The 24,207-nt window shown below is 67.9% G+C and carries 27 protein-coding genes; 14 read left to right on the top strand and 13 right to left on the bottom strand.

The genetic code is table 11. The annotated features are described in order from the left end of the window. Positions 1–210 precede the first annotated feature (210 nt). The 3 genes from rplI to rpsF are packed head-to-tail and all read right to left on the bottom strand — an operon-like array spanning position 211 to position 1,475. The gene (gene rplI / locus JKL49_RS12390) at positions 211–795 is read right to left on the bottom strand and encodes a 50S ribosomal protein L9 (RefSeq protein WP_215340909.1); all 585 of its coding nucleotides are present in this window, start codon (positions 793–795) and stop codon (positions 211–213) included. Between the two features lie 13 nt (positions 796–808). After that, a complete protein-coding gene (gene rpsR, locus JKL49_RS12385) occupies positions 809–1,087 on the bottom strand; it encodes a 30S ribosomal protein S18 (protein ID WP_215340908.1) in 279 nt (92 codons plus the stop codon). Between the two features lie 13 nt (positions 1,088–1,100). Then, positions 1,101–1,475, bottom strand: a complete 375-nt coding sequence (gene rpsF, locus JKL49_RS12380) for a 30S ribosomal protein S6 (RefSeq protein WP_215340907.1) — start codon at positions 1,473–1,475, stop codon at positions 1,101–1,103. A 284-nt stretch (positions 1,476–1,759) separates the two neighbouring features. On the opposite strand from rpsF, the gene JKL49_RS12375 reads away from it, so the two are divergent. Next, the gene (locus tag JKL49_RS12375; RefSeq protein ID WP_215340906.1) at positions 1,760–2,338 is read left to right on the top strand and encodes a DUF2059 domain-containing protein; all 579 of its coding nucleotides are present in this window, start codon (positions 1,760–1,762) and stop codon (positions 2,336–2,338) included. Between the two features lie 8 nt (positions 2,339–2,346). Here JKL49_RS12375 and JKL49_RS12370 read toward each other — a convergent pair whose 3' ends face one another. After that, complete coding sequence (locus JKL49_RS12370; protein WP_215340905.1) at positions 2,347–2,910, bottom strand: peroxiredoxin; 564 nt, start codon at positions 2,908–2,910, stop codon at positions 2,347–2,349. Positions 2,911–2,980: 70 nt separating this feature from the next. On the opposite strand from JKL49_RS12370, the gene JKL49_RS12365 reads away from it, so the two are divergent. After that, positions 2,981–3,955: a phosphoribosylaminoimidazolesuccinocarboxamide synthase gene (locus JKL49_RS12365; protein ID WP_215342807.1), complete on the top strand. Its 975-nt coding sequence runs from the start codon at positions 2,981–2,983 to the stop codon at positions 3,953–3,955. A 57-nt stretch (positions 3,956–4,012) separates the two neighbouring features. Beyond that, a complete protein-coding gene (locus JKL49_RS12360) occupies positions 4,013–4,819 on the top strand; it encodes a thioesterase family protein (RefSeq protein WP_215340904.1) in 807 nt (268 codons plus the stop codon). On the opposite strand, the gene JKL49_RS12355 is transcribed toward JKL49_RS12360, so the two are convergent. The 4 genes from JKL49_RS12355 to JKL49_RS12340 all read right to left on the bottom strand — a co-directional run bounded on the left by JKL49_RS12355 (position 4,782) and on the right by JKL49_RS12340 (position 7,122). Next, positions 4,782–5,513, bottom strand: coding sequence for a peptidylprolyl isomerase (locus JKL49_RS12355; protein WP_215340903.1), 732 nt, complete (start codon positions 5,511–5,513; stop codon positions 4,782–4,784). The two genes, JKL49_RS12360 and JKL49_RS12355, sit on opposite strands and share 38 nt — an antisense overlap. Before the next feature lie 2 nt (positions 5,514–5,515). Further along, entirely contained in the window at positions 5,516–6,316 is an 801-nt protein-coding gene (locus JKL49_RS12350) for an SDR family NAD(P)-dependent oxidoreductase (RefSeq protein ID WP_215340902.1), read from the bottom strand. Between the two features lie 2 nt (positions 6,317–6,318). After that, positions 6,319–6,888: a carboxymuconolactone decarboxylase family protein gene (locus JKL49_RS12345; RefSeq protein WP_215340901.1), complete on the bottom strand. Its 570-nt coding sequence runs from the start codon at positions 6,886–6,888 to the stop codon at positions 6,319–6,321. A gap of 87 nt (positions 6,889–6,975) precedes the next feature. Then, entirely contained in the window at positions 6,976–7,122 is a 147-nt protein-coding gene (locus JKL49_RS12340) for a hypothetical protein (protein ID WP_215340900.1), read from the bottom strand. Between the two features lie 222 nt (positions 7,123–7,344). Between JKL49_RS12340 and JKL49_RS12335 the strand changes: the two genes are divergently transcribed. The 4 genes from JKL49_RS12335 to JKL49_RS12320 all read left to right on the top strand — a co-directional run bounded on the left by JKL49_RS12335 (position 7,345) and on the right by JKL49_RS12320 (position 9,950). After that, the gene (locus tag JKL49_RS12335; protein ID WP_215340899.1) at positions 7,345–7,554 is read left to right on the top strand and encodes a cold-shock protein; all 210 of its coding nucleotides are present in this window, start codon (positions 7,345–7,347) and stop codon (positions 7,552–7,554) included. A 76-nt stretch (positions 7,555–7,630) separates the two neighbouring features. Then, on the top strand, positions 7,631–7,885 hold the full coding sequence (locus tag JKL49_RS12330) for a hypothetical protein (RefSeq protein ID WP_215340898.1): 255 nt from the start codon (positions 7,631–7,633) through the stop codon (positions 7,883–7,885). Between the two features lie 184 nt (positions 7,886–8,069). Next, positions 8,070–8,351, top strand: a complete 282-nt coding sequence (locus tag JKL49_RS12325) for a hypothetical protein (protein ID WP_215340897.1) — start codon at positions 8,070–8,072, stop codon at positions 8,349–8,351. Positions 8,352–8,360: 9 nt separating this feature from the next. Continuing rightward, positions 8,361–9,950: a methyl-accepting chemotaxis protein gene (locus tag JKL49_RS12320; RefSeq protein WP_215340896.1), complete on the top strand. Its 1,590-nt coding sequence runs from the start codon at positions 8,361–8,363 to the stop codon at positions 9,948–9,950. Positions 9,951–10,090: 140 nt separating this feature from the next. On the opposite strand, the gene JKL49_RS12315 is transcribed toward JKL49_RS12320, so the two are convergent. After that, positions 10,091–11,749, bottom strand: coding sequence for a M10 family metallopeptidase C-terminal domain-containing protein (locus JKL49_RS12315; RefSeq protein WP_215340895.1), 1,659 nt, complete (start codon positions 11,747–11,749; stop codon positions 10,091–10,093). A 213-nt stretch (positions 11,750–11,962) separates the two neighbouring features. Between JKL49_RS12315 and ligD the strand changes: the two genes are divergently transcribed. After that, positions 11,963–14,572 carry a DNA ligase D gene (gene ligD / locus JKL49_RS12310; protein WP_215340894.1) on the top strand — a complete coding sequence of 870 codons (2,610 nt, stop codon included), beginning with the start codon at positions 11,963–11,965 and terminating at the stop codon, positions 14,570–14,572. A gap of 113 nt (positions 14,573–14,685) precedes the next feature. Here the strand turns inward: ligD and ku are convergent, their stop codons facing one another. Genes ku through JKL49_RS12290 form a run of 4 tightly spaced genes read right to left on the bottom strand, consistent with a single transcriptional unit; the run spans position 14,686 to position 18,266 of the window. Continuing rightward, a complete protein-coding gene (gene ku / locus JKL49_RS12305; RefSeq protein WP_215340893.1) occupies positions 14,686–15,540 on the bottom strand; it encodes a non-homologous end joining protein Ku in 855 nt (284 codons plus the stop codon). Positions 15,541–15,594: 54 nt separating this feature from the next. Further along, positions 15,595–16,365 carry a dienelactone hydrolase family protein gene (locus JKL49_RS12300; RefSeq protein WP_215340892.1) on the bottom strand — a complete coding sequence of 257 codons (771 nt, stop codon included), beginning with the start codon at positions 16,363–16,365 and terminating at the stop codon, positions 15,595–15,597. 9 nt (positions 16,366–16,374) lie between these two features. Beyond that, positions 16,375–17,172, bottom strand: coding sequence for a transporter (locus JKL49_RS12295; protein WP_215340891.1), 798 nt, complete (start codon positions 17,170–17,172; stop codon positions 16,375–16,377). Beyond that, entirely contained in the window at positions 17,169–18,266 is a 1,098-nt protein-coding gene (locus JKL49_RS12290; RefSeq protein ID WP_215340890.1) for a zinc-binding dehydrogenase, read from the bottom strand. Before JKL49_RS12290 ends, JKL49_RS12295 begins: the two co-directional genes overlap by 4 nt. Positions 18,267–18,424: 158 nt before the next feature. On the opposite strand from JKL49_RS12290, the gene fabD reads away from it, so the two are divergent. The 6 genes from fabD (at position 18,425) to JKL49_RS12260 (ending at position 24,204) form a co-directional block, all read left to right on the top strand. After that, a complete protein-coding gene (gene fabD, locus JKL49_RS12285; RefSeq protein ID WP_215340889.1) occupies positions 18,425–19,369 on the top strand; it encodes an ACP S-malonyltransferase in 945 nt (314 codons plus the stop codon). Then, positions 19,369–20,109 (top strand): 3-oxoacyl-[acyl-carrier-protein] reductase, encoded by a 741-nt coding sequence (gene fabG / locus JKL49_RS12280; RefSeq protein WP_215340888.1) that lies wholly within the window; start codon positions 19,369–19,371, stop codon positions 20,107–20,109. Before fabD ends, fabG begins: the two co-directional genes overlap by 1 nt. A gap of 140 nt (positions 20,110–20,249) precedes the next feature. Next, positions 20,250–20,489 carry an acyl carrier protein gene (locus tag JKL49_RS12275; RefSeq protein ID WP_056019455.1) on the top strand — a complete coding sequence of 80 codons (240 nt, stop codon included), beginning with the start codon at positions 20,250–20,252 and terminating at the stop codon, positions 20,487–20,489. A gap of 76 nt (positions 20,490–20,565) precedes the next feature. After that, complete coding sequence (gene fabF, locus JKL49_RS12270; RefSeq protein WP_215340887.1) at positions 20,566–21,849, top strand: beta-ketoacyl-ACP synthase II; 1,284 nt, start codon at positions 20,566–20,568, stop codon at positions 21,847–21,849. A gap of 44 nt (positions 21,850–21,893) precedes the next feature. Next, on the top strand, positions 21,894–22,949 hold the full coding sequence (gene mltG / locus JKL49_RS12265; RefSeq protein WP_215342805.1) for an endolytic transglycosylase MltG: 1,056 nt from the start codon (positions 21,894–21,896) through the stop codon (positions 22,947–22,949). Between the two features lie 370 nt (positions 22,950–23,319). Continuing rightward, positions 23,320–24,204 carry a YicC/YloC family endoribonuclease gene (locus JKL49_RS12260; RefSeq protein ID WP_215340886.1) on the top strand — a complete coding sequence of 295 codons (885 nt, stop codon included), beginning with the start codon at positions 23,320–23,322 and terminating at the stop codon, positions 24,202–24,204. Positions 24,205–24,207 lie beyond the last annotated feature (3 nt).

Raw genomic sequence — 24,207 nt, 5'->3', positions numbered from 1 at the left:
CCAGACAGTGTGGCGAGATGGCCTACGCACAGGAAATCCGGAGGCCTGTGGATGACCTCACTCTGGGGAAAGTCAGCGACTCGAATCTAACCCTTCGCCAGGCCCATCCCAGTCCCATTCTGGGGAGCTGCGACCGCATCTGTCGCAGACAAAAGAAACGGCGCGGAACCGGAGTTCCGCGCCGTGTCAGATCGTTAGAGGTCGGGAGCTTTAGCTCTCGACGTAGTCGCCTTCGTGCGAACCGGCGCCGCCGGCCAGCATGTCCTGGGCGGCTTCCTCGGCCGCGACGCGATCTTCCTCGAACTGCGAGTTGACCACGTCCTCGCCGCGGGCTTGGCGCTCGGCCTCGTCCTGGCTGCGGGCGATGTTGAGGGTCACCGTGATGACGACCTCGGCGTGCAGGACGACCTTCACAGGGTGGAGACCCAGGGTCTTGATCGGCTTGTCGAGGGCCACCATCGAGCGTTCCAGCTTGCCGCCGGCCGCATTGACGATGTCGGCGACGTCACGGCCGGAAACCGAACCGTAGAGCTGGCCGCTTTCGCCAGCCTGACGGATCAGGATGTAGGACGTGCCGTCCAGGCCCTCGCCGGTCTTGCCGGCTTGTTCCTTGGCCTTCTGGTTGCGGGCCTCGATGTCGGCGCGCTGGCCTTCGAAGACCTTCAGATTGGCGGCGTTGGCGCGGAGCGCCTTTTGACGGGGCAGGAGGAAGTTGCGCGCGTAGCCGTCCTTGACGGTGACCACATCGCCCAGAAGACCCTTGCCTTCGACGCGTTCGAGCAGAATGACTTTCATGTGCCTGTACTCCCTACTTCACGACGTAGGGGAGGAGAGCCAGGAAGCGGGCGCGCTTGATGGCCTTGGCCAGTTCGCGTTGCTTCTTGGCCGACACCGCGGTGATGCGCGAGGGCACGATCTTGCCGCGTTCCGAGACGTAACGCTGCAGCAGCTTCACGTCCTTGTAGTCGATCTTCGGCGCGCCGGCGCCCGAGAACGGGCAGACCTTGCGGCGACGGAAGAAGGGGCGGCGCTGGCCACCCGCGGCGGGGGCGCCGGCGGTGGTTGCTTCGGAGGTTTCGTCGGTCATGTGATGATCCTCCTTATTGAGCTTGGAAGCTGTCTTCGCGGCGCGGTTCGCGCTCACGATCGCGGTCACGACGGGCCAGGACCGGCGAGAGCTCAAGGTCGAGCTCCTCGACGCGGACCGTCAGGTGGCGCAGCACGTCTTCGTTGAGAGACAGCTGGCGCTCCATTTCCTTCACCGCCGGCGCCGGGGCGTCGATGGAGATCAGGGAATAGTGGCCCTTGCGGTTCTTCTTGATGCGATAGGTCAGGTTGCGAAGGCCCCAGTACTCGATCTTCGCGACCACGCCGCCACCCTCTTCGATGAGGGCCTTGATCTGGTCATTGAGGGCTTCGGCTTGTTGCGGCGAGATATCCTGCCGCGAGATAACGACGTGCTCGTAGAGCGCCATGTTTTCCTTCTTCCGTTGTGGAGGCGGCGCTTTCGTCGGCGGAAGTCCGGCGAAAACGATGGATCTCAATGCGGCGCGCGGGAGGTTCCCGCGCCTTTTACGTTCCGACTTGAGACCGCCGTCCGTGAAGAGGCGGGCTGATACGGGAAAACCGCTTGTTGGGCAAGGCGTTTCCTGCATGAGCGGCCGGTCCGACGCGAAGCCCGCCTCGGAATCAGAGCTGGCGGCCTCTTGTCAGAAGCGCGATCCTACCCCAGCCTGCGAACAGCAATCTAGGGTTGATCATGCGGCTATCTGATATCGTTTCGTCGGCCCTGGCCGCCACCTGCCTGCTGATGGCGACCCCCTCGGCCGCAGCCGCCGCGGCGCCCGTCGCCGTCGCCGTCGCCGCGCCGAGCCCGCACGCCCTCGACCTCGCCCGCCGCTACGTGACCGCCATGCACATGGACCGGACCATGCAGGCGATGATGTCGACGGTGATGCCGGCCGTCATGGACCAGGCGATGAAGAACGCCAGGAACAAGCTTCCGCCGGAGATGCAGGCGGAGATGTCCAAGATCGCAGGTGAGGTCATGACCGAGTCGATGACCCGTATGGTTCCCAAGATGGTCGAGCGGCTGCCGCAGATCTACGCCGAGACCTATTCCGAGGCGGAGCTTGAAGACATCGTCAAATTTTATGAGAGCGCCAGCGGCCAGTCGGCGCTTTCGAAAGCGCCCCTGATCGCGGCGCGGCTGATGCCTATCGTCGGTGAAATGATGCCTGATATGCAGGCCGACATGCTGGCGCGGCTTTGCGCGCGCTATCCCACGGCCTGCCCCGCGGCCGGGCAGAAGGCGGCGCCTTCCCCCAAGCCGTCCTAGGCTCTCCGCTACTTCTTCTGCTTGGCCTTCCAGGCCTTCAGGGCGCCGAGGGTCTGGTTGACGTGGTCGTCGGCCTTCAGGTTGTCGTAGGCCAGCAGGACCGTGCCGTCGGGCGCGATGACGTAGGAGGTGCGGGCCGAGAGGTCCACCGGGGCCTTTATGCCGGCCATCTTCATCGGCGAGTCGTACGACTTGGCGATCTTGGCGCCCGGATCGGCGGCGACGGGGAACTTGCCGCCGCAGGTGGCGGTGTCGGCGGAGAATTCGGCCAGGCGTTCGACCTTGCCGGCGGTGATCCCGATCAGGGTCGCGCCCTGGGCCTTGAAGTCATCGGCCGCCTCGGAGAACAGGTGGGCCTCAAGGTTGCAGCCGCCGGTATAGGCCGACGGGAAGAAGTACATCACCACAGGCCCCTTCTTGCGGGCCGCGGTCATGTTGAAGGTGAAGGGCTTGCCCGCCAGATAGGCCGGGGCGGTGAAGTCGGGCGCCTTGGAGCCCACGGCGAGGTCGGCGAGCGCCGGTGTGGCGGCGGCGGTGGCGGCCAGGACGGCAAGGGCGATCAGGCGATTCATGGGTCGTTCCTCCAGGGTTCGATCAACATACGAACTGGACGGCGCTTTGTCTTCGCAGCATAGCGGGATGATGAAACCGACGCTGCCCGCGCGCGCCGACCAGATCCTGGCCGACGCCAAGTTTCCCGAACTTCCCAACCACTATCGGGGCAAGGTGCGCGACACCTACGACCTGGGCGACGGGCGGATGGTGATTATCTCCAGCGACCGGCTGTCGGCCTTCGACTCCATCCTGGCGGTGATCCCCTACAAGGGTCAGGTCCTGACCCAGACGGCGCGGTTCTGGTTCGACGCCACCGCCGACATCTGCCCCAACCACGTCCTGGCCTATCCGGACCCCAACGTCGTGGTGGGCACGCGGCTGGACATTCTGCCGGTGGAGATCGTCGTGCGCGGCTATCTGGCCGGAACCACCGGGACCTCGATCCTGACGCTCTACAAGAAGGGCGCGCGGGAGATGTACGGCCACAGGCTGCCCGACGGCCTGGCCGACAACCAGAAGCTCCCGACCCCGATCATCACCCCCACCTCCAAGGCCTATGACGGCGAGCACGACGCGCCGCTGACGCCCGCCGAGATCGTCGAGCAGGGGCTGCTCAGCGCCCTGCAGTGGGAGACGCTCTCCAGGTACGCCTTGGCCCTCTTCGACCGCGGTCAGGAGATGGCGGCGGCGCGCGGCCTGATCCTGGTGGACACCAAGTACGAGTTCGGCGTCGACACGAACGGCCAGATCATCCTGGCCGACGAGATCCACACTCCTGACTCCAGCCGCTACTGGTTCGCAGAAACCTATGCGGACAAGTTCGCCAAGGGCGAGCGGCCCGACAGCTTCGACAAGGACTTCGTGCGCGCCTGGGTCGCCGCCCGCTGCGACCCCTACAAGGACCAGATCCCGGAGATCCCCGCCGAGATGATCGACGAGACGGCGCGGGTCTACATCCAGGCTTTCGAGACCATCACGGGGCGCGCGTTCGAAGTCGAGACCGGCGGCGAGCCGATCCTGACGCGCATCCGCAAGAACCTCGCGGTCTATATTCCGGCCTAGAAATTCTGGCGTCGGACGGGCTGGACGGACCGGCGAAATCCGTCATGGTCCCGCTCCATGCAAAACGAACCTTTTTTCAAAAGGGACGGTCAATTTTACGTCCCGCAACCGTCCTGCCGTGGTCCCTGGAATCCTCAATCCCTGCACGGCCGCGTCATCGTTGGCCTGCTTGGCTGCGAGATCGAGGCCAAACACGGCAGCCCTGATTTCATGCCGGCCCGCCTGACGGTGGACATGTACCGCTTGCCCGGCTTCGACCCCATCGAGGTCAAGACCACGGTGATCCGCGACGGCAATCGCATCCGGGTCGTCGACGCCGAGTTCATCTCCGGCGGGGTCAGCATGGCGCGCGCCTCGGTGCAGTTCCTGAAGCGCACCGAGAATTCGCCCGGCGAATCTTGGCATCGCCCGAACTGGGAGGTCCCCAAGCCCGCCGATATCGAACTGCCGACCGACGGGCGGCAGGGTATGGGCGGCATGTGGGCCATGCGGCCGATCACCGGCGGCTTTGGCCAGCCGGGCCCGCGCAAGACCTGGATGAGCGAGGTCCGCGAGATGGTGGAGGGCGTTCCGCTCACACCCTTCCAGCGGGTCTCCCTGGCCGCCGACTTCTCCAGCCCCTTCGCCAATTCCAGCACCGAGGGGCTCGGCTACATCAACTCGGACGTGACGGTCTATCTGCACCGCCTGCCGGCCACAGAGTGGATCGGGTTCGAGGTCGCCGACCACCACGCCACCGACGGCGTGGCGATCGGCGAATGCTGGCTCTATGACGAGCAGGGTCCGATCGGTCAGGCCTCCTGCGCAGCCCTGGCCCAGCGCCGCCTTACCCCTGGGGCGCCACCGGCGGCGGCGAAGGCGTAGGTGCGATGGGCGCCGGCGTCACAGCCGGCGCTACGGGCGTGGCCGGAGACGGCGCGGCTTCGGCCGGCGGCGTCTCGACCTTCGGGGCGGGCGCTGTCGTCCGCCGCGCGCTGAGGATCTTGACCGGGGGCTTCAGCATCTCGCCCTTCATGACGCCGACCCCTGCGTTGGGGTCGCGCGGCTTGACGAGGATCTTGCGCACCACGTCCATCCCCTCGACCACGTAGCCGAAGGCCGCGAAGCCCAGGTTGTCGCCCTTGGCCTTGGGATTGGCGTCCAGATAGGTGTTGTCGCCGACGCAGATGAAGAAGTCCGAGGTGGCGCTGCCGGGCGCGAAACGGCCCATGGAGATGGCGCCGTCGGTGTGGGAGAGGCCGGTCTTCGTCGTCGGCTCGTGGCCGATGGGCTTCATGACCTTGGCGGGGTCGTTCTGCAGGCCGCCCTGGATCGAGCCATAATCGTCGCCCGTGTAGCCCTTGGGCCGCGAGGCCCGGTAGAAGGTGGCCCCGTCATAGCGCTTGGTGTCGGTGTAGCGCAGGAAGTTGGCCACGGTGACCGGGGCATTGGCCTGTTCCAGCGCCAGCACAATCGCGCCCACGGGCGTGGTCAGCTTCACATAGACGACGCCGGGCGCCGCGAGGGCCGGGGAGGCGACAAGCGCCGCGCCTGTGGCCAGGAAGGTTCTGCGCTGCATGATCATCCGATCCGGCTCCCCATGCCGCCGTCGACGGGCAGGATCGCCCCGGTGATGAAGCCCGCCTCGTCGGAGGCGAGGAAGAGGGCGGCATAGGCGGTGTCCCAGGCATTGCCCATTTTCCCGCCTAGCGGAACTCTTGCATTACGGGCGGCGCGGACCGCTTCCTGCTCCTGGCCGCTGGCCTGGGCGATGCCGGCCACGGCCATGGGGGTGTCCATCAATCCCGGCATGATGGCGTTGCAGCGGACGCCCTTGGCCGCGTTGGACTGGGCGACGCTGGTGGTCAGGCGGTTCACGGCCGCCTTGGAGACCTCGTAGGCCACCTGGTTTCCCCCCGCGATCCCGGCCAGGGACGAGATGTTGACGATGGCCCCGCCGCCCTGCTCGCGCATCGTTGGGATGGCGGCCTTGATGGTCAGCCACATGCCCTTGAGGTTGACGCTGAGGATGCGGTCGAAGGCGGCTTCCTCCACCCGATGGGCCGGACCGTCGCCGCCGCCGACGCCGACATTGTTGACCAGGATGTCGATGCGGCCCAGGCGGGCCTTGGCTTCCTCGATCATCACCGCGACATCATCGGCCTTGGTGACGTTGGCGGTGAAGGCGGTGGCCTGGCCGCCCTCGGCGACGATCATGGCGGCGGTCTCCTCGGCGCGCTCAGCAACGCGGTCGACGCACAGCACCTGCGCGCCTTCGCGGGCGAACAGGATCGACATGGCCCGGCCGTTGCCGATGGTCTCGCCCGGCGTCTGGCCGGCCCCGACGATGAGGGCGGTCTTGCCCTTCAGGCGGTCGGCCATGCTCAGAACCCCTTCAGGTCGGGGTCGAGGGTCTGGCCCTCGTCGAGCTGCACCCCGAAGGAGTTCAGGATCATGGAGACCTGAGTGTACTGGCCGGCGGTGAACACCACGTCCATGCACTGCTTGTCGCTGAAGTGGGCCTTCAGGTTGGCCCAGGTGGCGTTGGTGATGAATTGGTCGTGGTGCAGTTCGTCGGAGGCCTCCAGCAGGGCCTGGTCGGCGGCGCTCCAGCCGGGGGCCTCTGCGCCGCCCTTGATCGCCTCGCATTCCTCGGCGGTCAGGCCCTCGCGCTTTCCGATCGGGACGTGCTGGGTCCACTCGTAGCCCGCCTTGCAGAGGTAGCCGATGCGCAGGACGACGATCTCACGTTCGCGGCCCGGCAGGTCATTGCGGCGCGACAGCACGTAGTTGCCCCAGGCCAGGAAGCCCTTGGCCGCCTTGGGTGCATTGACCATGGTCCGGAAGATGTTGAGGACGCGACCCTGGGCCAACATGGGGGCCAGGACTTCGGTCTGGGCTTCATCGAGCTTGCCGAGGTCGACCGGAGCGATCCGGGGTTGGGTCAGGCGCATGCAGGTTCCTCCGCAACGCCTTACGCGGCGTCATTGCGGGCATCTTACCGGAGCGGCCGCGCGGCCTGTCAAACGAATGTTCGGTTGTTATCCGAAGTCGCCTGACCGGATGACGAAGGGGATCATCTGGGCCAGGAGCAGCAGGCCAAAGCCGATCAGCAGGATGCGGCCGAACCATTTGCGGCGGTTGGCGGCCTTCGGATCCTCGGGCGTGGGCTCGGGTTGGTCGGTCATGGGGTGCGGCCTATCACGCCCATGTCATCGGCCGCAACGAAGCTCTCAGCGGATTGTCTGGTCTATGTCTGGGGAAAGGCGCATGATGTGTGCGTCGATCTCTGCCGCGCAACGCTCTTAAGCCCTCTCGCTCAGCGCGCGGAACTTTCGAAGCCGACCCTCTCAGACCTCGATGGCCCGCCGGGCTCTTCCGGCGCGCCTACGCATCTCTCGGAGGCTGTCATGGCGACCGGTACTGTCAAATGGTTCAATTCCACCAAGGGCTTCGGCTTCATCCAGCCGGCTGATGGCGGCAAGGACGTCTTCGTCCACATCTCCGCCGTCGAGCGCTCGGACCTCAACGGTCTGAACGAAGGCGACACGGTGTCCTACGACATGGAGCGCGACCAGCGCTCCGGTAAGGAAAGCGCCGTCAATCTGAAGTCGGCCTAAGACGATAAGGGGCCGGCGCGATCCTCGCGCCGGCCCCGGTCTTTTTACGCGGCGTTCGCGCTGACGGGAGCTGCCCATGGCCATGGCCGATCTGATCCCCACGCTCGACGACGAAGGCCTCGCCAATCTGCGGGCCAACGCCCAGCGCCTTGAAAACTCCGACGTCGCCCGGCAGGCCGAGCAGGCCGCGGCCCTGTTGCCGCTGATCGACGCCGAGCTGGCCGAGCGCCTGTCGCGCGCGCCGCCGAAAGCCCCGCCAAAGGCTCGCGCCAAGAAGGTCGCCGCCGTCGCCGAAGAGGCCGACGAGGACGACGACTCCGCCGACGACTAGTCGCACGCCAGGGTAGGGCGCATCTGTCTGGCGCAACCTGACCGTTGAATTTGTTTCGAATTTCAGCGCCTAACCCGACATTGTAGCGCCCAACGCGACATAGTTAAGCGTTCATCAATCCGGATATCCCTAATTCGGGTGTATGAACGCCGACTCGTCCTCTGACCGCGTCCCGCGATCCAGCTTGGTCTTCGCGGGTCTGATCGCCACGGTCGGGGTCGCCGCGGCCACCCTGCTGGGTGCGCGCCCGCTGGACCTGCATGAGGCGGCTGGCGTGTTCCCACCTTGGTGGGGCCGCGAGGCCGTCCTGGCGGCGGCCTCTGGCGCCGGCGCCGTCCTTGCGGTCGGCACATTGCCCTTCATCGTCATCGTCCGCTCAGATCAGGGCGACGCGCCCTCGCGCCTGCGCAAGGCCGGGGCGCTCTTTTCCATCGACCCCGGGCGCGTCGCGCCCTGCAGCCCGTAGGAGAGCTCGATGTTTCAATCGATCGAGGAGCAGCGGCGGTTCGCCGACCGCATCATCATCGGCGCTCTGTGGGTGCTGGCCCCCGTCACCCTCATCGCGGCCCTGCTGATCAAGGCGCCATGGCTCGGCTTCGGCCTGGCCTCGGCGGGCTTGGCCGGCGCGGTCACGGTCTTCTGGAAGCTCAACCCCGAAGGCGTGCGCATCGCCGCCTCTGCCGCCCTGATGGGATCTGTGTCGCTGCTGGTGGCCGCCTTCGCCGGGCGCGCCTGGCAGATCGACATGCACATGGCCTATTTCGCCGCCCTGGCCGCCCTGATCGTCTATTGCGACTGGCGGGCCATCGCGGCCGGCGCCGTCGTGGTGGCGGTCCACCACCTGCTGCTGAGCTTTGTCCTGCCCGCCGCGGTCTTCCCCGGTGGCGGCGACCTGGGCCGGGTGGTGGTGCACGCCGTCATCCTGATCGCTGAGGCGGTGGTCCTGATGTGGGCCGCCTCCAACATCTCCTCGATGTTCGCCCGTTCGGGCGCTTCGCTGGCCGCGGCCGCCGAGGCGAAGGCCGAGGCTGAGGACGCCATGCGCACCGCCGAGGGCGCGCGCGCGTCGGAGAACGCGGCCGCCCACGACCGCGAAACCCTGCAGCGCACCGTGGAAAACGAGAGCGCCCAGGTGGTGGACGGTCTGGCCCGGGGGCTGAAGCAGCTGTCGGACGGTGATCTGACGGCCCGCCTGCAACAGGCCTTCCCCGCCAAGTACGAGACCCTGCGCACCGACTTCAACAGCGCTGCCGAGCAGTTGGAACAGACCCTGGCCGGGATCGTCACCTCGGCCGGCACGATCCGCAGCGGAGCGTCGGAGATCGCGTCGGCCGCCGACGACCTCTCGCGCCGCACAGAGCAGCAGGCCGCCGGCCTGGAAGAGACCGCCGCCGCCCTGGACGAGATCACCGCCACGGTGCGCAAGACCGCCACCGGGGCCAAGGCCGCCGCCGATGTCGTGCTGGCCGCCCGCGGCGACGCCCAGACCAGCGGCGATGTCGTCCAGCAGGCGGTCGCGGCCATGAGTCAGATCGAGAATTCCGCCCAGGAAATCAGCCAGATCATTGGGGTGATCGACGAGATCGCCTTCCAGACCAACCTGTTGGCCCTGAACGCCGGGGTCGAGGCGGCCCGCGCAGGTGAGGCCGGCCGCGGCTTCGCGGTGGTGGCGTCCGAGGTCCGGGCCCTCGCCCAACGCTCGGCTGAGGCCGCCCGTGAGATCAAGGCCCTGATCAGCGCGTCGAGCCAGCAGGTCGGCTCAGGCGTTCACCTGGTGGGCCAGACAGGCGAGGCCCTGCAGCGGATTGTCGGGCGGGTCTCGGAGATCGACACCCTGGTGCGCGAGATCGCCGCCAGCGCCCAGGAACAGGCCATCGGCCTGGCCCAGGTCAACACCGCCGTCAACGAGATGGATCAGGTCACCCAGCAGAACGCGGCCATGGTGGAACAGTCCACCGCCGCCAGCCACGGCCTGGCCGCCGAGGCAAAGACCCTGGCGGAGTCCGCCGCCAAGTTCCGCATCAACGCGTCACCGGTCGGAAGGCCCGCACGCCGCGCCGCGTAGAGCATGATCGTTTTGGACGGAACCGCGTCGCGGTCCCGGCTGAAGCGTGAATCATGCTCTCGCTTAAATCTGGAGCCTGATTCACCGCATCGGCGGAATCGCGAAGCGATTCCACCTCAACGGATCAGGCTCTAGGCGCGTCAGCCTGCGAAGATCCAGCCGCCGCTGAGGCTGCTGGTCTGCACGCCCACCAGGACCATCTGGGCGCCGCCGGTCATGGAGATGACCGTGTCGGCGCCGACCTGGGCGACGGTGTAGACCGTGCCGACGTCGACCTGCACGCGGTCACCCTCGGCCAGGCTGAAGTCGGTGACGCGGTCCAGGCCCGCCGCGCCCCAGGTGTGGAAAATGTCGGCGCCCGCGCCGCCGCTGATGGTGTCGGAACCGAGGTCGCCGGACATGTAGTCGTCGCCGGCCCCGCCCGCGATGCTGTCGTCACCCTGGCCGCCACGCACCCAGTCGCGGCCGTCGCCGCCGTCCAGGGTGTCATTGCCGAGGTTGCCGTAGACGATGTCGTCGCCGACGTCGCCGTAGAGCATGTCGTTGGCCTGACCGCCGACGACCCAATCGGGGCCGTCTCCACCTCGAAGGGTGTCGTCGCCCTGGTTGCCGTTGATGTCATCGAAGCCCGCCCCGCCGATGATGCTGTCGTCGCCGGCGTCGCCGCGCAGGTAGTCGTCGGCCCCGCCGCCGTCGACCGTGTCGTTGCCGAGGCCGGCGAAGATACGGTTGGCGGCGCCGTTGCCGTTGATCTGGTCGGAGCCTGCGCCGCCGATGGCGTTCTCGATCACCGCACCGACGGCGACGGCGACGTTGCCGGTCAGGCCGCCGATGTTGGAGAAATAACCCTCCCGCAGGTCAATGATCTGGTTCTGGGCGAACCCGGAAAAGTCGAAGGTGTCGTTGCCACCGGCGTCCCAGGCGGCGAAGACAAGCCGGCTGCCGCTCGAGGTGGCCTCGAACCAGGGTCGGCCGGCGTTGGAATTGAACCCGTAGGTGGTGTCGCCGGTGCGGGTGGAGGTGTTGACCCCGTACTCCAGCTGTACGGCGGCGATGTCGTCCAGCATGGGGGCGGCTGAGTAAACCCCGCCGAAATAGCCGCCGGTGTTGCTTTGGTTGAAGTAGCTCATCACCGTGTACTGCCGGCTGTCCTCGGCGTAGTCGGCGCTGGCGGCGTAGGTGGGGGCGGTCTTGTCACTGGCGTCATAGTTGCTCGGGTGGGAGAGGCCAATGGCGTGGCCCAGCTCATGCACCAGAACCTGGCCGCCGTAGTTTCCGATGGTCGGATTGAGGTTGTAACCCAGGGTGCTGTTCACCCAGACGTCGCCTGAGCGGTCACCAAAGCCTGTCCGTCCGGGGTAGAAGCTGAAGGCCGAGGCGCCCGCGACGCCGCTGGCGTAGTTGCTGAACAGGATGGTGGCGGAATTGCTGTAGGCGGCGTCGCCGCTGGCGCCCGACCCGACCCGGACAAAGACGATATTGGCGGCGTCCGACCATCCCTTAAGCACCAGTTCGGCGGTGGTGATCTGGGCGGTTTCGAACCGGCTGAAACCCGTCGCATCATCCGGCATCGTCAGCGGCGCGTCGGCGCGGAAGCCGTAGGTGACCGTGAAGCCGACCCCAAGAGCACTCGACCATCCGGGCTCCCCGCCCACCAGGCGGTTGGCGGCCTCCGCCACCGTGAAGCTCTGCTTGCCGTCCACCATGCCGCCGCGGAGGTCGGCGTTCAGGAAGGCCAGGGGCAAGGCGTCGGTGTCGAGCGCGAACGTCATGGGATCGCCGGACGAGGTCAGGGCCATGGAAGAGTCACCACACTACAAGCTCCCCAGCTTGAAACTTCCGTACGGGGCGGGCGGAGTCGTCGCAACGAAGAACGTCAAGATGCGACGTTTCCCCGCAGGTTTCAATGACTTAGCCGTGCAATGGTTTATCTGGCGTTCATCTTGGCGGCGCGGCTGGATCGAGTGTCGCTTCCATTCGTTTCGGGACTCTAACCGGGATCGGAGGCGGCCATGGCCACGGCGAAACTCGACCGCTACCAGCAGATGCGGGACTTCCAGCAGACGGCGGAACCTTCGGGACGCGACGCCAAGGTGGTGACGTCGGAGCGCCTTCGGTTCGTCATTCAGAAACATGCCGCCACCCGCCTGCATTTCGACCTGCGCCTGGAGCATGACGGGGTGTTCAAGTCCTGGGCTGTGACGCGCGGGCCGTCCCTGGACCCGGGCGACAAGCGCCTGGCCGTACAGGTGGAGGACCACCCGCTGGACTATGGCGACTTCGAGGGGACCATCCCCAAGGGCCAGTACGGTGGCGGCACGGTGCAGCTGTGGGATCGCGGCTACTGGGCGCCGGAACCCGGGATGGAGGATATCGACAAGGCCCTGAAGAAGGGCGAGCTGAAGTTCGTCATGGAGGGTGGGCGGATGCACGGCTCCTGGGTGCTGGTGCGCCTGCGCGACGAGGGCAAGCGCCACAACTGGCTGCTGATCAAGCACCGCGACGACGCCGCCGTGGAAGGCGAGGGCGGGGCCTTGGCCGCCGAGGATCGCTCCATCGCCTCGGAGCGCACGATGGCGCAGATCGCGGCGGGGGAGGGGAGGGCCGCACCGCCCTTCATGACCGCGTCCAAGACCGCCGCCGATGCGGTGTGGCGAACCCACCAGAACGCCAATTCCACCGCTGCGGCCTCGCCTAGGATGGGCAAGGCCAAAGACCTCAAGGCCAGGACCGTCGCCACCTTGCCGGCCTTCGTGGAGCCGCAGCTCTGCAAGTCCCTGGAAAAACCGCCGCAGGGGCCGGGCTGGGCGCACGAGATCAAGTTCGACGGTTACCGGATGCAGCTGCGCACGGTGGGCGGCAAGGCGACGCTGAAAACCCGCAAGGGTCTGGATTGGTCGGCCAAGTTCCAGGCCATCGTCCAGGCGGGCGCCGGCTTGGCCGACAGCATCATCGACGGAGAGGTGGTGGCCCTGGACCACACCGGCGCGCCGGACTTCGCGGCTCTGCAGGCGGCCATCTCCGAGGGTAAGACCGACGATCTAATCTTCTTCGTCTTCGACCTGCTGTTCGTGGACGGCGAAGACCTGCGCGGCCTGACGCTGTCGGCGCGCAAGGACCAGCTGAAGGCGATGCTGGCCAAGGCGCCCGCCAATGTCCGCTACGTCGATCACTTCATCACCGCCGGCGACGCGGTGCTGCAGTCGGCCTGCCGCATGGACCTGGAAGGCATCATCTCCAAGCGGATCGACGCGCCCTACCGCTCGGGCCGCAGCGACAGCTGGGCCAAGTCCAAGTGCCGTCAGGGCCACGAGGTGGTGATCGGCGGCTGGACCACCACCGGGGACGCCTTCCGCTCGCTGATCGCCGGGGTCTATCGCGACGGCCACCTGGCGCATGTGGGCCGGATCGGCACCGGCTTCGCCCGCGACAAGGTCGATAGACTACTTCCCAAGCTGAAGGCGCTGGAGACCGACAAGAGCCCGTTCGGCGGCAAGGGGGCGCCGAAGAAGGCGCTCGGCGTCCACTGGGTGAAGCCCGAACTGGTGGCCGAGATCGAATATGCCGGCTTCACCGGCGACGGCTCGATCCGCCAGGCCGCCTTCAAGGGCCTGCGCGCCGACAAGCCTGCCCAGGAGGTGGAGGCCGAAGTCCCCGCGCCCGCCGAAAGCGCCGATCTCGCCACCCCGACGCCCAGGCCGGCCAAAACCGTCACGCCGAAGGGCTCCGAGGTCGTCATGGGGGTCACCATCTCCAGCGCCGCCAAGGCGTTGTGGCCGGACGCCCACGACGGCAGTCCGGTCACCAAGCTGGACCTGGCCCGCTACTACGAGGCCGTGGCCGAGGCGATCCTGCCCCACATCAAAGGGCGGCCCTGTTCGATCATCCGGATGCCTGATGGTATCACCGGCGGCGAGACCTTCTTCCAGCGACACGCCTCGCGGGGCTCATCGTCCCTGTTCACCGAGGTCGAGGTGAGCGGCGACCACAAGCCCTACCTGCAGATCGACCGGCCGCAGGCCCTGATCGCCGCGGCGCAGATCGGGGCGCTGGAGCTGCACCCCTGGAACTGCGAGCCCTTCAAGCCCGAGGTCCCGGGGCGACTGGTGTTCGACCTCGACCCCGCACCGGACGTGGACTTTGACGCGGTGATCGAGGCGGCGCGCGAGGTGCGCGACCGGCTGGAGGATCTCGGGCTGGTGAGCTTCTGCAAGACCACCGGCGGCAAGGGGCTGCACGTGGTCACGCCCCTGAAGGCCGGCAAGATCGACTGGCCCACGGCCAAGGCCTTCGCCCGCGATGTCTGCAAGGCAATGGCCACCGACGCGCCTGACAGGTTCCTGATCACCATGGCCAAGAAGGATCGCGGCGGCCGGATTTTCCTGGACTATCTGCGCAACGACCGCATGTCGACGGCGGTGGCCCCCTTCTCGCCGCGGGGTCGTCCGGGGGCGCCGGTCTCCATGCCTCTGACCTGGAGCCAGGTTAAGAAGGGGCTCGATCCCGCGAAGTACACGATCCGCACCGTGCCGGGCCTGCTGAACAAGCTGACCGCCTGGGAGGACTACTGCGACAGCGAACGCCCGTTGGCGGTGGCGATCAAGCGGCTTGGGAAGGTGTAAAAACTATCCGTCATCCCGGCCGCAGCGAAGCGGAGAGCCGGGACCCAGGGGTGGCGCGCTGGGTTTCTGGGTCCCGGCGCGGCCTATCGGCCGTCCGGGATGACGTGGAGGTGTTAGGCCCGTTTCTTTGCCGGAGGCGCCTTGGCTCCAGCCTTCTTCCCGGGCGCCTTGGCCGCTTTCGCCGGCGCCTTCTTGTCGCCCGCCAGGCTGCGGCGCAGGGCGTCCATCAGGTCGATGACCTCCGCGCCCTTGGGTTCGTCGACGGTGACCTTGCGGCCGGCGCCCTTCTCCTTTTCCTTGATCAGGGCGCGCAGGGCTTCCTCGTAGTGATCCTTGAACTCGGAGGGATCAAAGTCGCCCTCCTGCTGCTCGATGATCTTGGCGGCGATCTCGATCATGTTCTTGTCGGCCCGCACCTCGGGGATGTCGTCGAAGAAGCTCTCGGGCGTCTTGACCTCGTCGAAGGTGCGCAGGGTGTAGGCCACCAGGCCCTTCCCGCGGGGTTCCATGGCCAGCATCCGCTCGCGCTGGTGCATGACCAGGCGGCCCAGGGCGATCTTGCCGGCCTTCTCCATGGCCTCGCGGATGACGGTGAAGGCCTCAACCGCCACCTTGCCGTCGGGCACCAGGAAATAGGGGTCGTTCCAGTAGAGGCGGTCGATCTCCTCGGCGTCGACGAACTTGTCGATGTCGATGGTCCGCGTGCTCTCCAGCCGGACGCTGTCGATCTCCTCAGGCGTGACCACGACATAGTGGTCCTTCTCGATCTCGTAGCCCTTGACGATGTCGGCGCGGTCCACCGGCCCGGTCTCCGGATCGGTGGGGATCATCCGGATGCGGTTGTGGGTGGTCTTGTGCAGCATGTTGAAGGACACGTCCCCTGTGCGGCTGGTGGCCGTATAGAGGGCTACCGGGCAGGAGACGAGCGAGAGGCGCAGGTGCCCCTGCCAGGTTGGACGCGCCGCCATGATACCCTCCACGAAGTTCAGACCCGTGAACGCGTCAGGCCCAGCTTGCGTTGCCTAGAGCGCGGCGCTGAAGAACTCCACGACCTCGGTGCGCGCCGCTTCCGCCGCGGCCTTGTTGAATTCCATCAGCACCGGCCCGCCGGCGCCGTTGTGGGCGAAGGGGTCGTTGATGGTCTGGGCCGGCAGGTCGCGGTCGAAGCCGTGGCCGGCGCCGGCATAGGTGATGTTGCGCACTTTCGCCGTGCCTTGGGCCGCAAGAGCGGCGGCCAGCTTCTCGCCCGCGTCGGGATGGTCGTAGGTGTCGAGATCGCCGGTCTGGATCAGGATCGGCGCGCCGGTGAGGTCGGTCAGCGCCATGCGCGGGTCGGCGGCATAGGCGTAGCAGACGGGGTAGTGGGCGGCGTGGGCCTTGAACCCGGCCAGATCGTCCAGCAGGGGGGCGGCCCGGCCTTTCGTGGCGCTGAGCAGGCTGACCACCCCGCCCCAGGAGAAACCCAGGATGCCGATGCGGGCCGGATCGACCTCCGGTTGCTCACCAAGGAATTTCAAGGCCGAGAAGGCGTCGGGCAGGGTCTCCATCGGCGAGCGCGGACGCCCGGCCGCGCCGCGCGCCGTCCCACGCGCCGCCCACATGTCGATCTCCAGGGTGGCGAGGCCCGCGGCGTTGAGCGCCCCGGCATAGTACTCGCCGCGCCCGTCGACCCCATCGGAGCCGTGACAGATCAGCACCGCGCCCACCGGGGCGGTCGCCTCCCGCGGCGTGCGCAACAGACCCGCGACCTGCACGCCGGCGGAGGTGAGATAGCTGACAAAAGAGGTACGCATGGACTGTTCCTAGAAGCGCCGCGCCAGGCCGGCATAAACTTCGATATCTGGGGTGTCGTGGTTCAGCCCGGCGTTCAGGCCTACGTCCAGCTGAACATTGTCGCTGGGCGTCCAGGCGGCGGTGAGGTCGAAGCTGGCTTGCGTCGTGGCGCCGGCCGGATCGTCATCGCGGCTGGCCCAGAGTTCGACGCCGAGTTGCACGGGGCCGAAGCCGTGGCTCACCCCCGCTGCGCTGGTCCAGGCAAGGTGGGTTCCGCGTCCCGCGCTATCGCGCACCACGTCCACCTCCGGCGAGAACGCCAGGGCCAGGTCCGCCGTAATGGGCAGGGACATCGGCGCGATCAGCCCGCCCTCCCAGCCGCCGGCTCCAAAGCCGTGGGTGGCGGTCGGAGCGCTGACAAAGGGCTGCAGGGCGATGGAGAGGCCTTGGCCATCGGGGTTCTTCAGCGAGGCGCGGAAAGCCAGGGTCAGGTCGCCCACGCCGTTATCGCGTGTGGTGACGCCCGATACCTTCTCGTGGCTCGTCAGGAAGGGCGACCAGGCGGCCTGGACCTCCAGCCGGTCGGTCAGGCCCGCGCGCAGCTCCAGGTCGCCATAGGCCGCGCTATCTGTGGTGACGCCGGACGACCGGTCACGCTGCACGTCGGCGAAGGCGACCTCGGCCTGGACATGGCCGGCGTTGAGGATGCAGGGCGGGCTGCCCTTGCCGGGCCGGTCGGGACAGAGGTCGCGCAGGGCGGTCTGCGCCGCCGCCGGGGTGGTGATTAGCAGAAGACCGACAACGGCCAGGCCCGCGAGACGCCTCAACGGCCGGGCTCCACCAGGATCTTCACGTGGGATTCGGGGTCGCCGAGGGTGACGAAGGCCTGGGCCACTTCGGACAGACCCACCTTGCCTGTGACCACCCGGCTGACGTCGATCACGCCCTCGGAGATCTGGTGCAGGGTGCGGGCGAACTCCTCCGGGGAATAGCCGAACACGAAGGTCAGCTCGATCTCCTTGGTGATGGCGATGGCCGGCTCGATCTTGTCGGTCTCCATGCAGACGCCGGCGACGACGATCTGGCTGCCGGCGGGGCTGGCCTCGATCAGGTGCTGCAGGATGCCCGGCGAGCCGACGCACTCGAAGACCACGGGTTGGCCGAAGGTCTTGCCCATCATGCGCGCCATGTTCTGGGCGGCGCGAGCCGTGGGGACGCCGAAGGCCTCCCACCGGGCGTGCGGGCTCTCGGCGGCCGGGTCGATCACCAGGTCGGCGCCCAGCATCTCGGCGGCGGCGCGGCGGCGCGGCGAGTAGTCGGCGGCGATGACTGGGCCGTGGCCCTTGGCCTTCAGCCCGGCGATCACCGCCAGGCCCACCGGGCCGCAGCCGATCACCAGGCTGACGCTGTCCTTGTCCAGGCGCGCCTTGGCCACGGCGTGGGCGCCGACCGCGAAGGGTTCGGTGAGCGCCGCCTGGTCGGTGGGCAGGCCGTTCTTGACCTCCAGCAGCATCATTTCCGACAGGATCATCCGCTCGGCGAAGCCGCCGGGCAGGTTGTTCGAATAGCCCAGAAGTTCGACCCCGGTCCCGGTGATGGTGGCAGGCACGCTGACCACCCGGGTCCCGGGCTTCAGCAGGCCGGTGGTGCCAGGGCCGTGCTCAAGGATCTCGGCGCAGAACTCGTGGCCGAACACGGTGTCGGCGGTCGGGTCGAAGCCGCCGCCCATGGGCCCGCCGTCCCCGCCGCCGCTGGCCCGGCGCGAGGTCTCGATCATGTGTTCCATGTGGTGCAGGGCGTGCAGGTCCGAGCCGCAGATGCCGCAGGCCAGGGTCTTGACCAGCACCTGGCCGGCGCCGGGGGTCAGTTCCGCGATCTCATCGCAGACCAATTGCTTGTTACGGCGGACGACGGCGCGCATGGCGTTCCCTCCCAGGCTTTGGGACAGCTTGCGGGCCCCGCGCGTTGATTTCCAGCCTGTCGTGGCGGAATGCGGGCCGCCTTGCCCGCCGGGGCGCAATCCCCTAACCCTCCGCCGTTGAATCAAGTGGCGCCAACGCGCGCCGAAGGGAGCCCCAGATGAGCCTCGCCTTTCTTTTCCCCGGCCAGGGCAGCCAGGCCGTGGGCATGGGCGCCGACCTCGCCGAAGCCTTCGCCAGCGCGCGCGAAGTGTTCCAGGAAGTCGACGACGCCCTTGGCCAGAAGCTGTTCAAGCTGATGAAGGAGGGGCCGGAGGACCAACTCACCCTCACCGAGAACGCCCAGCCGGCCCTGATGGCCGTCAGCCTGGCGGTCAGCCGGACTCTGGAGAAGGAGTTCAAGATCGGCATCGACCGGGCCGCCTTCGTGGCCGGTCACTCCCTGGGTGAGTATTCGGCGCTAGCCGCCGCCGGCGCCATCAGCCTGGCCGACACCGCCCGGCTGCTGAAGCTGCGCGGCCAGGCCATGCAGCGGGCCGTGCCGGTGGGCGAGGGGGCCATGGCCTCCCTGATCGGCCCCAAGAGCGACGTGGCGCTGGCGGAGGAAGCCGCCAAGGCGGGCTCGGCGTTCGGGGTCTGTGTCGTCGCCAACGACAACAACAACGGCAATGTGGTGATCTCCGGGGCCAAGGCCGCCGTGGACGCCGCCATCGAGAAGGCCAAGGAGCTGGGCGCCCGCGCCATTCCCCTGAACGTCTCGGCGCCCTTCCATTGCCCGCTGATGCAGCCCGCCGCCGACGAGATGGCGCGAGCCCTCACCGCCGCCACCATCCTGGCGCCCCGCGCGCCGCTGGTGGCCAATATCACCGCCCGGCCGACCCTCGACCCGGAAGAGATCCGCCGTCTGCTGGTGGAACAGGTGACCGGCCGTGTCCGTTGGCGCGAGAGCATGATCTGGCTGGTGGAGCAGGGCGGGGTGACCCGCTTCGCCGAGGCCGGCTCGGGCAAGGTCCTTTCGGGCATGGCCAAGCGCATCGCGCCCGACGCCGAGGCCACGCCGCTCAATACCCCTGCCGACCTCGAAGCCTTCGCGAGCAGCCTCTGATGTTCGACCTCACTGGAAAGACCGCCCTCGTCACCGGCGCCACCGGCGGCATCGGCGCCCACATCGCCCGCGCCCTCCACGCCCAGGGCGCCCACGTGGTGCTGTCGGGGACCCGCGAGCCGGTCCTGGCCGAACTGGCCAAGGAGCTCGGGGATCGCACCTCCATCGCCCCGGCCAACCTCTCCGACGCCGAATCAGTGGACGGCCTGATCGCCAAGGCTGAGGCGGCTGCAGGCAGTCCGCTGGACATCCTGGTGGCCAATGCCGGCATCACCAAGGACGGCCTGTTGATGCGCATGAAGGACGAGGACTGGGAGTCGGTCCTGAAGGTGAACCTGGAGAGCTACTTCCGACTCAGCCGCGCGGCCATGCGCGGGATGATGAAGCGCCGGGCCGGGCGGATCATCGGCATCACCTCGGTGGTGGGCGTGATGGGCAACCCCGGCCAGGCCAATTACGCGGCCTCAAAGGCCGGCATGATCGGCTTCTCCAAGGCCCTGGCGCAGGAGGTCGCGACCCGCGGGATCACGGTCAATTGCGTGGCGCCGGGCTTCATCGAGAGCCCCATGACCGACGCCCTGAACGAGGCCCAGAAGGCCCAGATCCTGGCGACAATTCCCGCCGGCCGCCTGGGTTTGGGGAGCGATGTGGCGGCGGCGTGCGTTTACCTGGCCAGCGATGAGGCGGCTTACATGACGGGGCAGACCCTGCATGTGAACGGCGGCATGGCGATGATCTAACCTGTTGGCCTCCGCCAACCGAACATGCTACGGCCACGCCCGAAGCGGTTGGGCCAAGGCCGAAATCGAAGCTCCGTAACGGTTGACAACATGTCGGCGGTCACGGATGGATCAAGTGACTAATTGAGGAACTAAACCTGATGTCCGACATCCTCGAGCGCGTGCGTAAGATCGTCATCGAACACCTCGACGCCGATCCGGAGAAGGTCACCGAGAAGGCGAGCTTCATCGACGATCTGGGCGCCGACAGCCTCGACAACGTCGAACTGGTGATGGCCTTCGAAGAAGAATTCGATATCGAGATCCCCGACGACGCGGCGGAGCACATCCAGACCGTTGGCGACGCGGTGAAGTTCATCGGAGAACGTCTGGGCGCCTAAGGCCCGGATATCGTTCAAGATTTGACCGCCGCGACGCTCACCCGAGCCGCGGCGGTCTGCGTTTTGGAGCTCCCCTATGCGTCGAGTCGTGGTCACCGGCATCGGTCTGCTGACCCCCTTGGGGCAGGGAACCGAACTTTCCTGGCAAGCGCTCCTGGCGGGCAAGTCGGGAGCCGGTCGGGTCACCACCTTCGATCCGACCGACTATGGCTGTCAGGTGGCCTTCGAGGTCCCGCGCGTTGACGGTCGTGGCGGCGGCGGCCCCGACGTGGCCGGCTCCTTTGACCCCGACCAGACCATGAGCCCCCGCGACCAGCGCCGGGTCGACGACTTCATCCTCTACGCCATGGCCGCGGCCGACGAGGCGGTGAAGGATTCGGGCTGGGTTCCGCAGACCGAGGAAGACAAGCAGCGCACCGGGGTGATCATCGGCTCGGGGATCGGCGGTCTCGCCACCATCGAGAAGAACGCCATCGAGCTGCACGAGAAGGGCCCGCGCCGCATCGGCCCGTTCTTCATCCCCTCGGCCCTGATCAACCTGGCCTCGGGCCAGGTCTCCATCCGCTACGGCTTCAAGGGTCCCAACCACTCGGTGGTGACGGCCTGCGCCACCGGCGCGCACGCCATCGGCGACGGCGCCCGGCTGATCAAGTACGGCGACGCCGACATCATGATCGCCGGCGGGGCGGAGGCGGCCATCTGCCCGGTGGGCATGGCCGGCTTCATCGCCGCGCGCGCCATGTCGACCAACTTCAACGACAACCCAACCAAGGCCAGCCGTCCCTACGACAAGGACCGCGACGGCTTCGTGATGGGCGAGGGCGCCGGCATCGTGGTGCTGGAGGAATACGAACACGCCAAGGCGCGCGGCGCGAAGATCTATGCCGAGGTCGTGGGCTACGGCCTGGCCGGCGACGCCTACCACATCACCTCGCCGGCCGAGGACGGCGACGGCGGCTTCCGCGCCATGACCATGGCCCTCAAGGACGCCGGCATCCCGCCGTCCAAGATCGACTATGTGAACGCCCATGGCACCTCGACCCCGATGGGCGACGAGATCGAACTGGGCGCCGTCACCCGGCTGATGGGCGACCACGCCAAGGACATCTCGATGTCGTCGACCAAGTCGGCCACCGGCCACCTGCTGGGGGCGGCGGGCGCCATCGAGGCGGCCTTCGCCTGCCTGGCGATCCGCGACCAGATCGCGCCGCCCACCCTGAATCTCGACAATCCCTCGGTGGAGACGGTCATCGACCTGATCCCGCACAAGGCGAAACCGATGGCGATTGAATACGCCCTGTCCAACAGCTTCGGCTTTGGCGGCACCAACGCCTCGGTCGTGTTCAAGAAGGTCACGTGAGCAAGAGGCCACGAGCGTCAAAGAAGGCCGGCGGCCTGTCCCCCATGCGCCGATTGATGATCATGCTGCTGAGCGCCGCGGCGACCCTGGCGGTCGCCGCCATGCTGGTGGCCGTCTGGGTGGCCTGGTCGTTCCAGGGCCCCGGTCCCGCCGCCAAGAGCGGCGAGATGACCACGGTGATGCTGCGCCACGGCTCCAGCCTGCCGGAGATCGCCGCGACCCTGTCGCATGAAGGCGTGATCCGCTCGGCCCCGATCTTCGTGGCCGCCGCCCAGGTCACCGGCGCGGCGCGCCGCCTGAAGGCCGGCGAGTACGAATTCGCCAGCCGCACCTCGATGGCCAGCGTCCTGGCCGATGTGCGCGACGGCAAGATCGTGCGCCACCAGATCACCATTCCCGAGGGCCGGACCAGCGACATGGTGGTCGAGGCCCTGGCCGCCAAGAGCGACCTGACCGGGGTGGCCGCCGCCCCGCCCGAGGGCTCGATCCTGCCCGAGACCTATCAGTACGAGCGCGGCGAGGACCGGTCGGCGGTGCTGCGCCGGATGATGGACGCCCGCGACGAACTGGTGGCGACCCTGTGGTCCAAGCGCCAGCCGGGCCTGCCCTTCTCGACCCCGGATGAGGCCGTGACCCTGGCCTCCATCGTGGAGAAGGAGACCGGCAAAGCCAGTGAGCGTCCCCGCGTGGCGGCGGTGTTCATCAACCGCCTTCGCCAGGGCATCCGCCTGCAGAGCGACCCCACCATCATCTACGGCATCACCCAGGGCCGGCCGCTGGGGCGCGGCATCCGCGCCTCGGAGTTGGCGGCGGAGACGCCCTACAACACCTACGCCATCAACGGCCTGCCGCCGACGCCGATCGCCAATCCGGGCCGGGCGGCCATCGCCGCCGTGCTGGATCCGCCCAAGACGACGGAGCTCTATTTCGTGGCCGACGGCACGGGGGGACACGTCTTTGCCTCGACCCTGGCCGAGCACAACGCCAACGTCGCCAAGTGGCGCGCCATCGAGCGCTCCAAGGGGGCGGCGACACCGAATGAGACCTCCGACCTGGCCGGAGCGCCCGTGGACGCGCCCGGCGTGACGGTGGAGCAGTGAGCCAGCTTCCTTCTCCCCTTGCGGGAGAAGGTGGCCCTGCGGAGCAGGGTCGGATGAGGGGTCGCGCTCCCTATCAGGAAAATCCACACCGTCATCCCGGCCGCAGCGAAGCGGAGAGCCGGGACCCAGGGGCCAGCGCACTGCAGTGGCCCCTGGGTCCCGGCTCTGCGGCCCTGGCGGGCCTTGGCCGGGATGACGTGATTGTCTTGTTTGAGAGGGCGGCGCGACCCCTCATCCGGCCGGTCGTCGACCGGCCACCGTCGAGAGCGAGCCGGGCTACTCAAGCCCGGCTATGCGTTTCGCCAACGATTTGGCGAAACGCCGCTCTCGACCCCGCAAGGGGAGAAGAACCCGCGTTGGGAATTTCTTGATGCCCCTCTCCGGCATGACGGGGTTCGGCCGCGCCGAGGGCGCGTACGGCGACTGGAGCTGGTCGGTGGAGGCGCGCTCGGTGAACGGGCGCAATCTGGAGATCCGCTATCGCGGGGTTCCCGGGTTCGACGCCCTGGACCGGGTGGCGCGGGACGCCGCCCAGGCGCGGTTCCAGCGGGGCAATGTGACCCTCGGGGTGACCGGTAAGCGCAGCGATAGCGGCGGCAAGGTCACCATCAATCTTGAGCAGATCGAACGCTACCTGGCGGCGGGCGCGCCGCTGGTGGCGGACGGGCGGGTGACGACGCCGAGCCTGGACGGGCTGCTGGGTTTGCGCGGCGTGATCGAGGCCGGCGAGGCCACCGATGAGCCCGAGACGCTCGCGGCGGTGGAAGCCGCCATGGCGGCGAGCCTGAATGCCGCCCTGGACGCCCTGCTGGCCAACCGGCGGGAGGAGGGCGCGGCCCTCGCCGTCGTCCTGGCCGGCCAGATCGACAAGGTCGCGGCCCTGGTGGTCCAGGCCGAGACCGAGGCGGCCGGACAGGCGCCCGCCATCAAGGAGCGCTTCGAGCGCCGGATGAACGAGCTGGCGCCCGACACCCCGGGCCTCGCTGAGCGCATCGTGGTGGAGGCCGCGGCGCTCGCCGTTAAGGCCGACGTCCGCGAGGAACTGGACCGGCTGGCCGGCCATGTGGATGCGGCCCGCGCGCTGATGGCCGGCGAGGGCCCGGCGGGGCGCCGCCTGGACTTCCTGACCCAGGAATTCATGCGCGAGGCCAACACCCTGTGCTCCAAGTCGGCCCTGCCGGGCTTGACGACCGTGGGCCTGGACCTGAAAGCCACCATCGAGCAGTTCCGCGAGCAGGTGCAGAATGTGGAATAGCCC

The sequence above is a fragment of the Phenylobacterium glaciei genome, assembly GCF_016772415.1.
Classification (GTDB): Bacteria; Pseudomonadota; Alphaproteobacteria; order Caulobacterales; family Caulobacteraceae; genus Phenylobacterium; species Phenylobacterium glaciei.
This window is presented reverse-complemented; position numbering and strand designations above follow the sequence as displayed.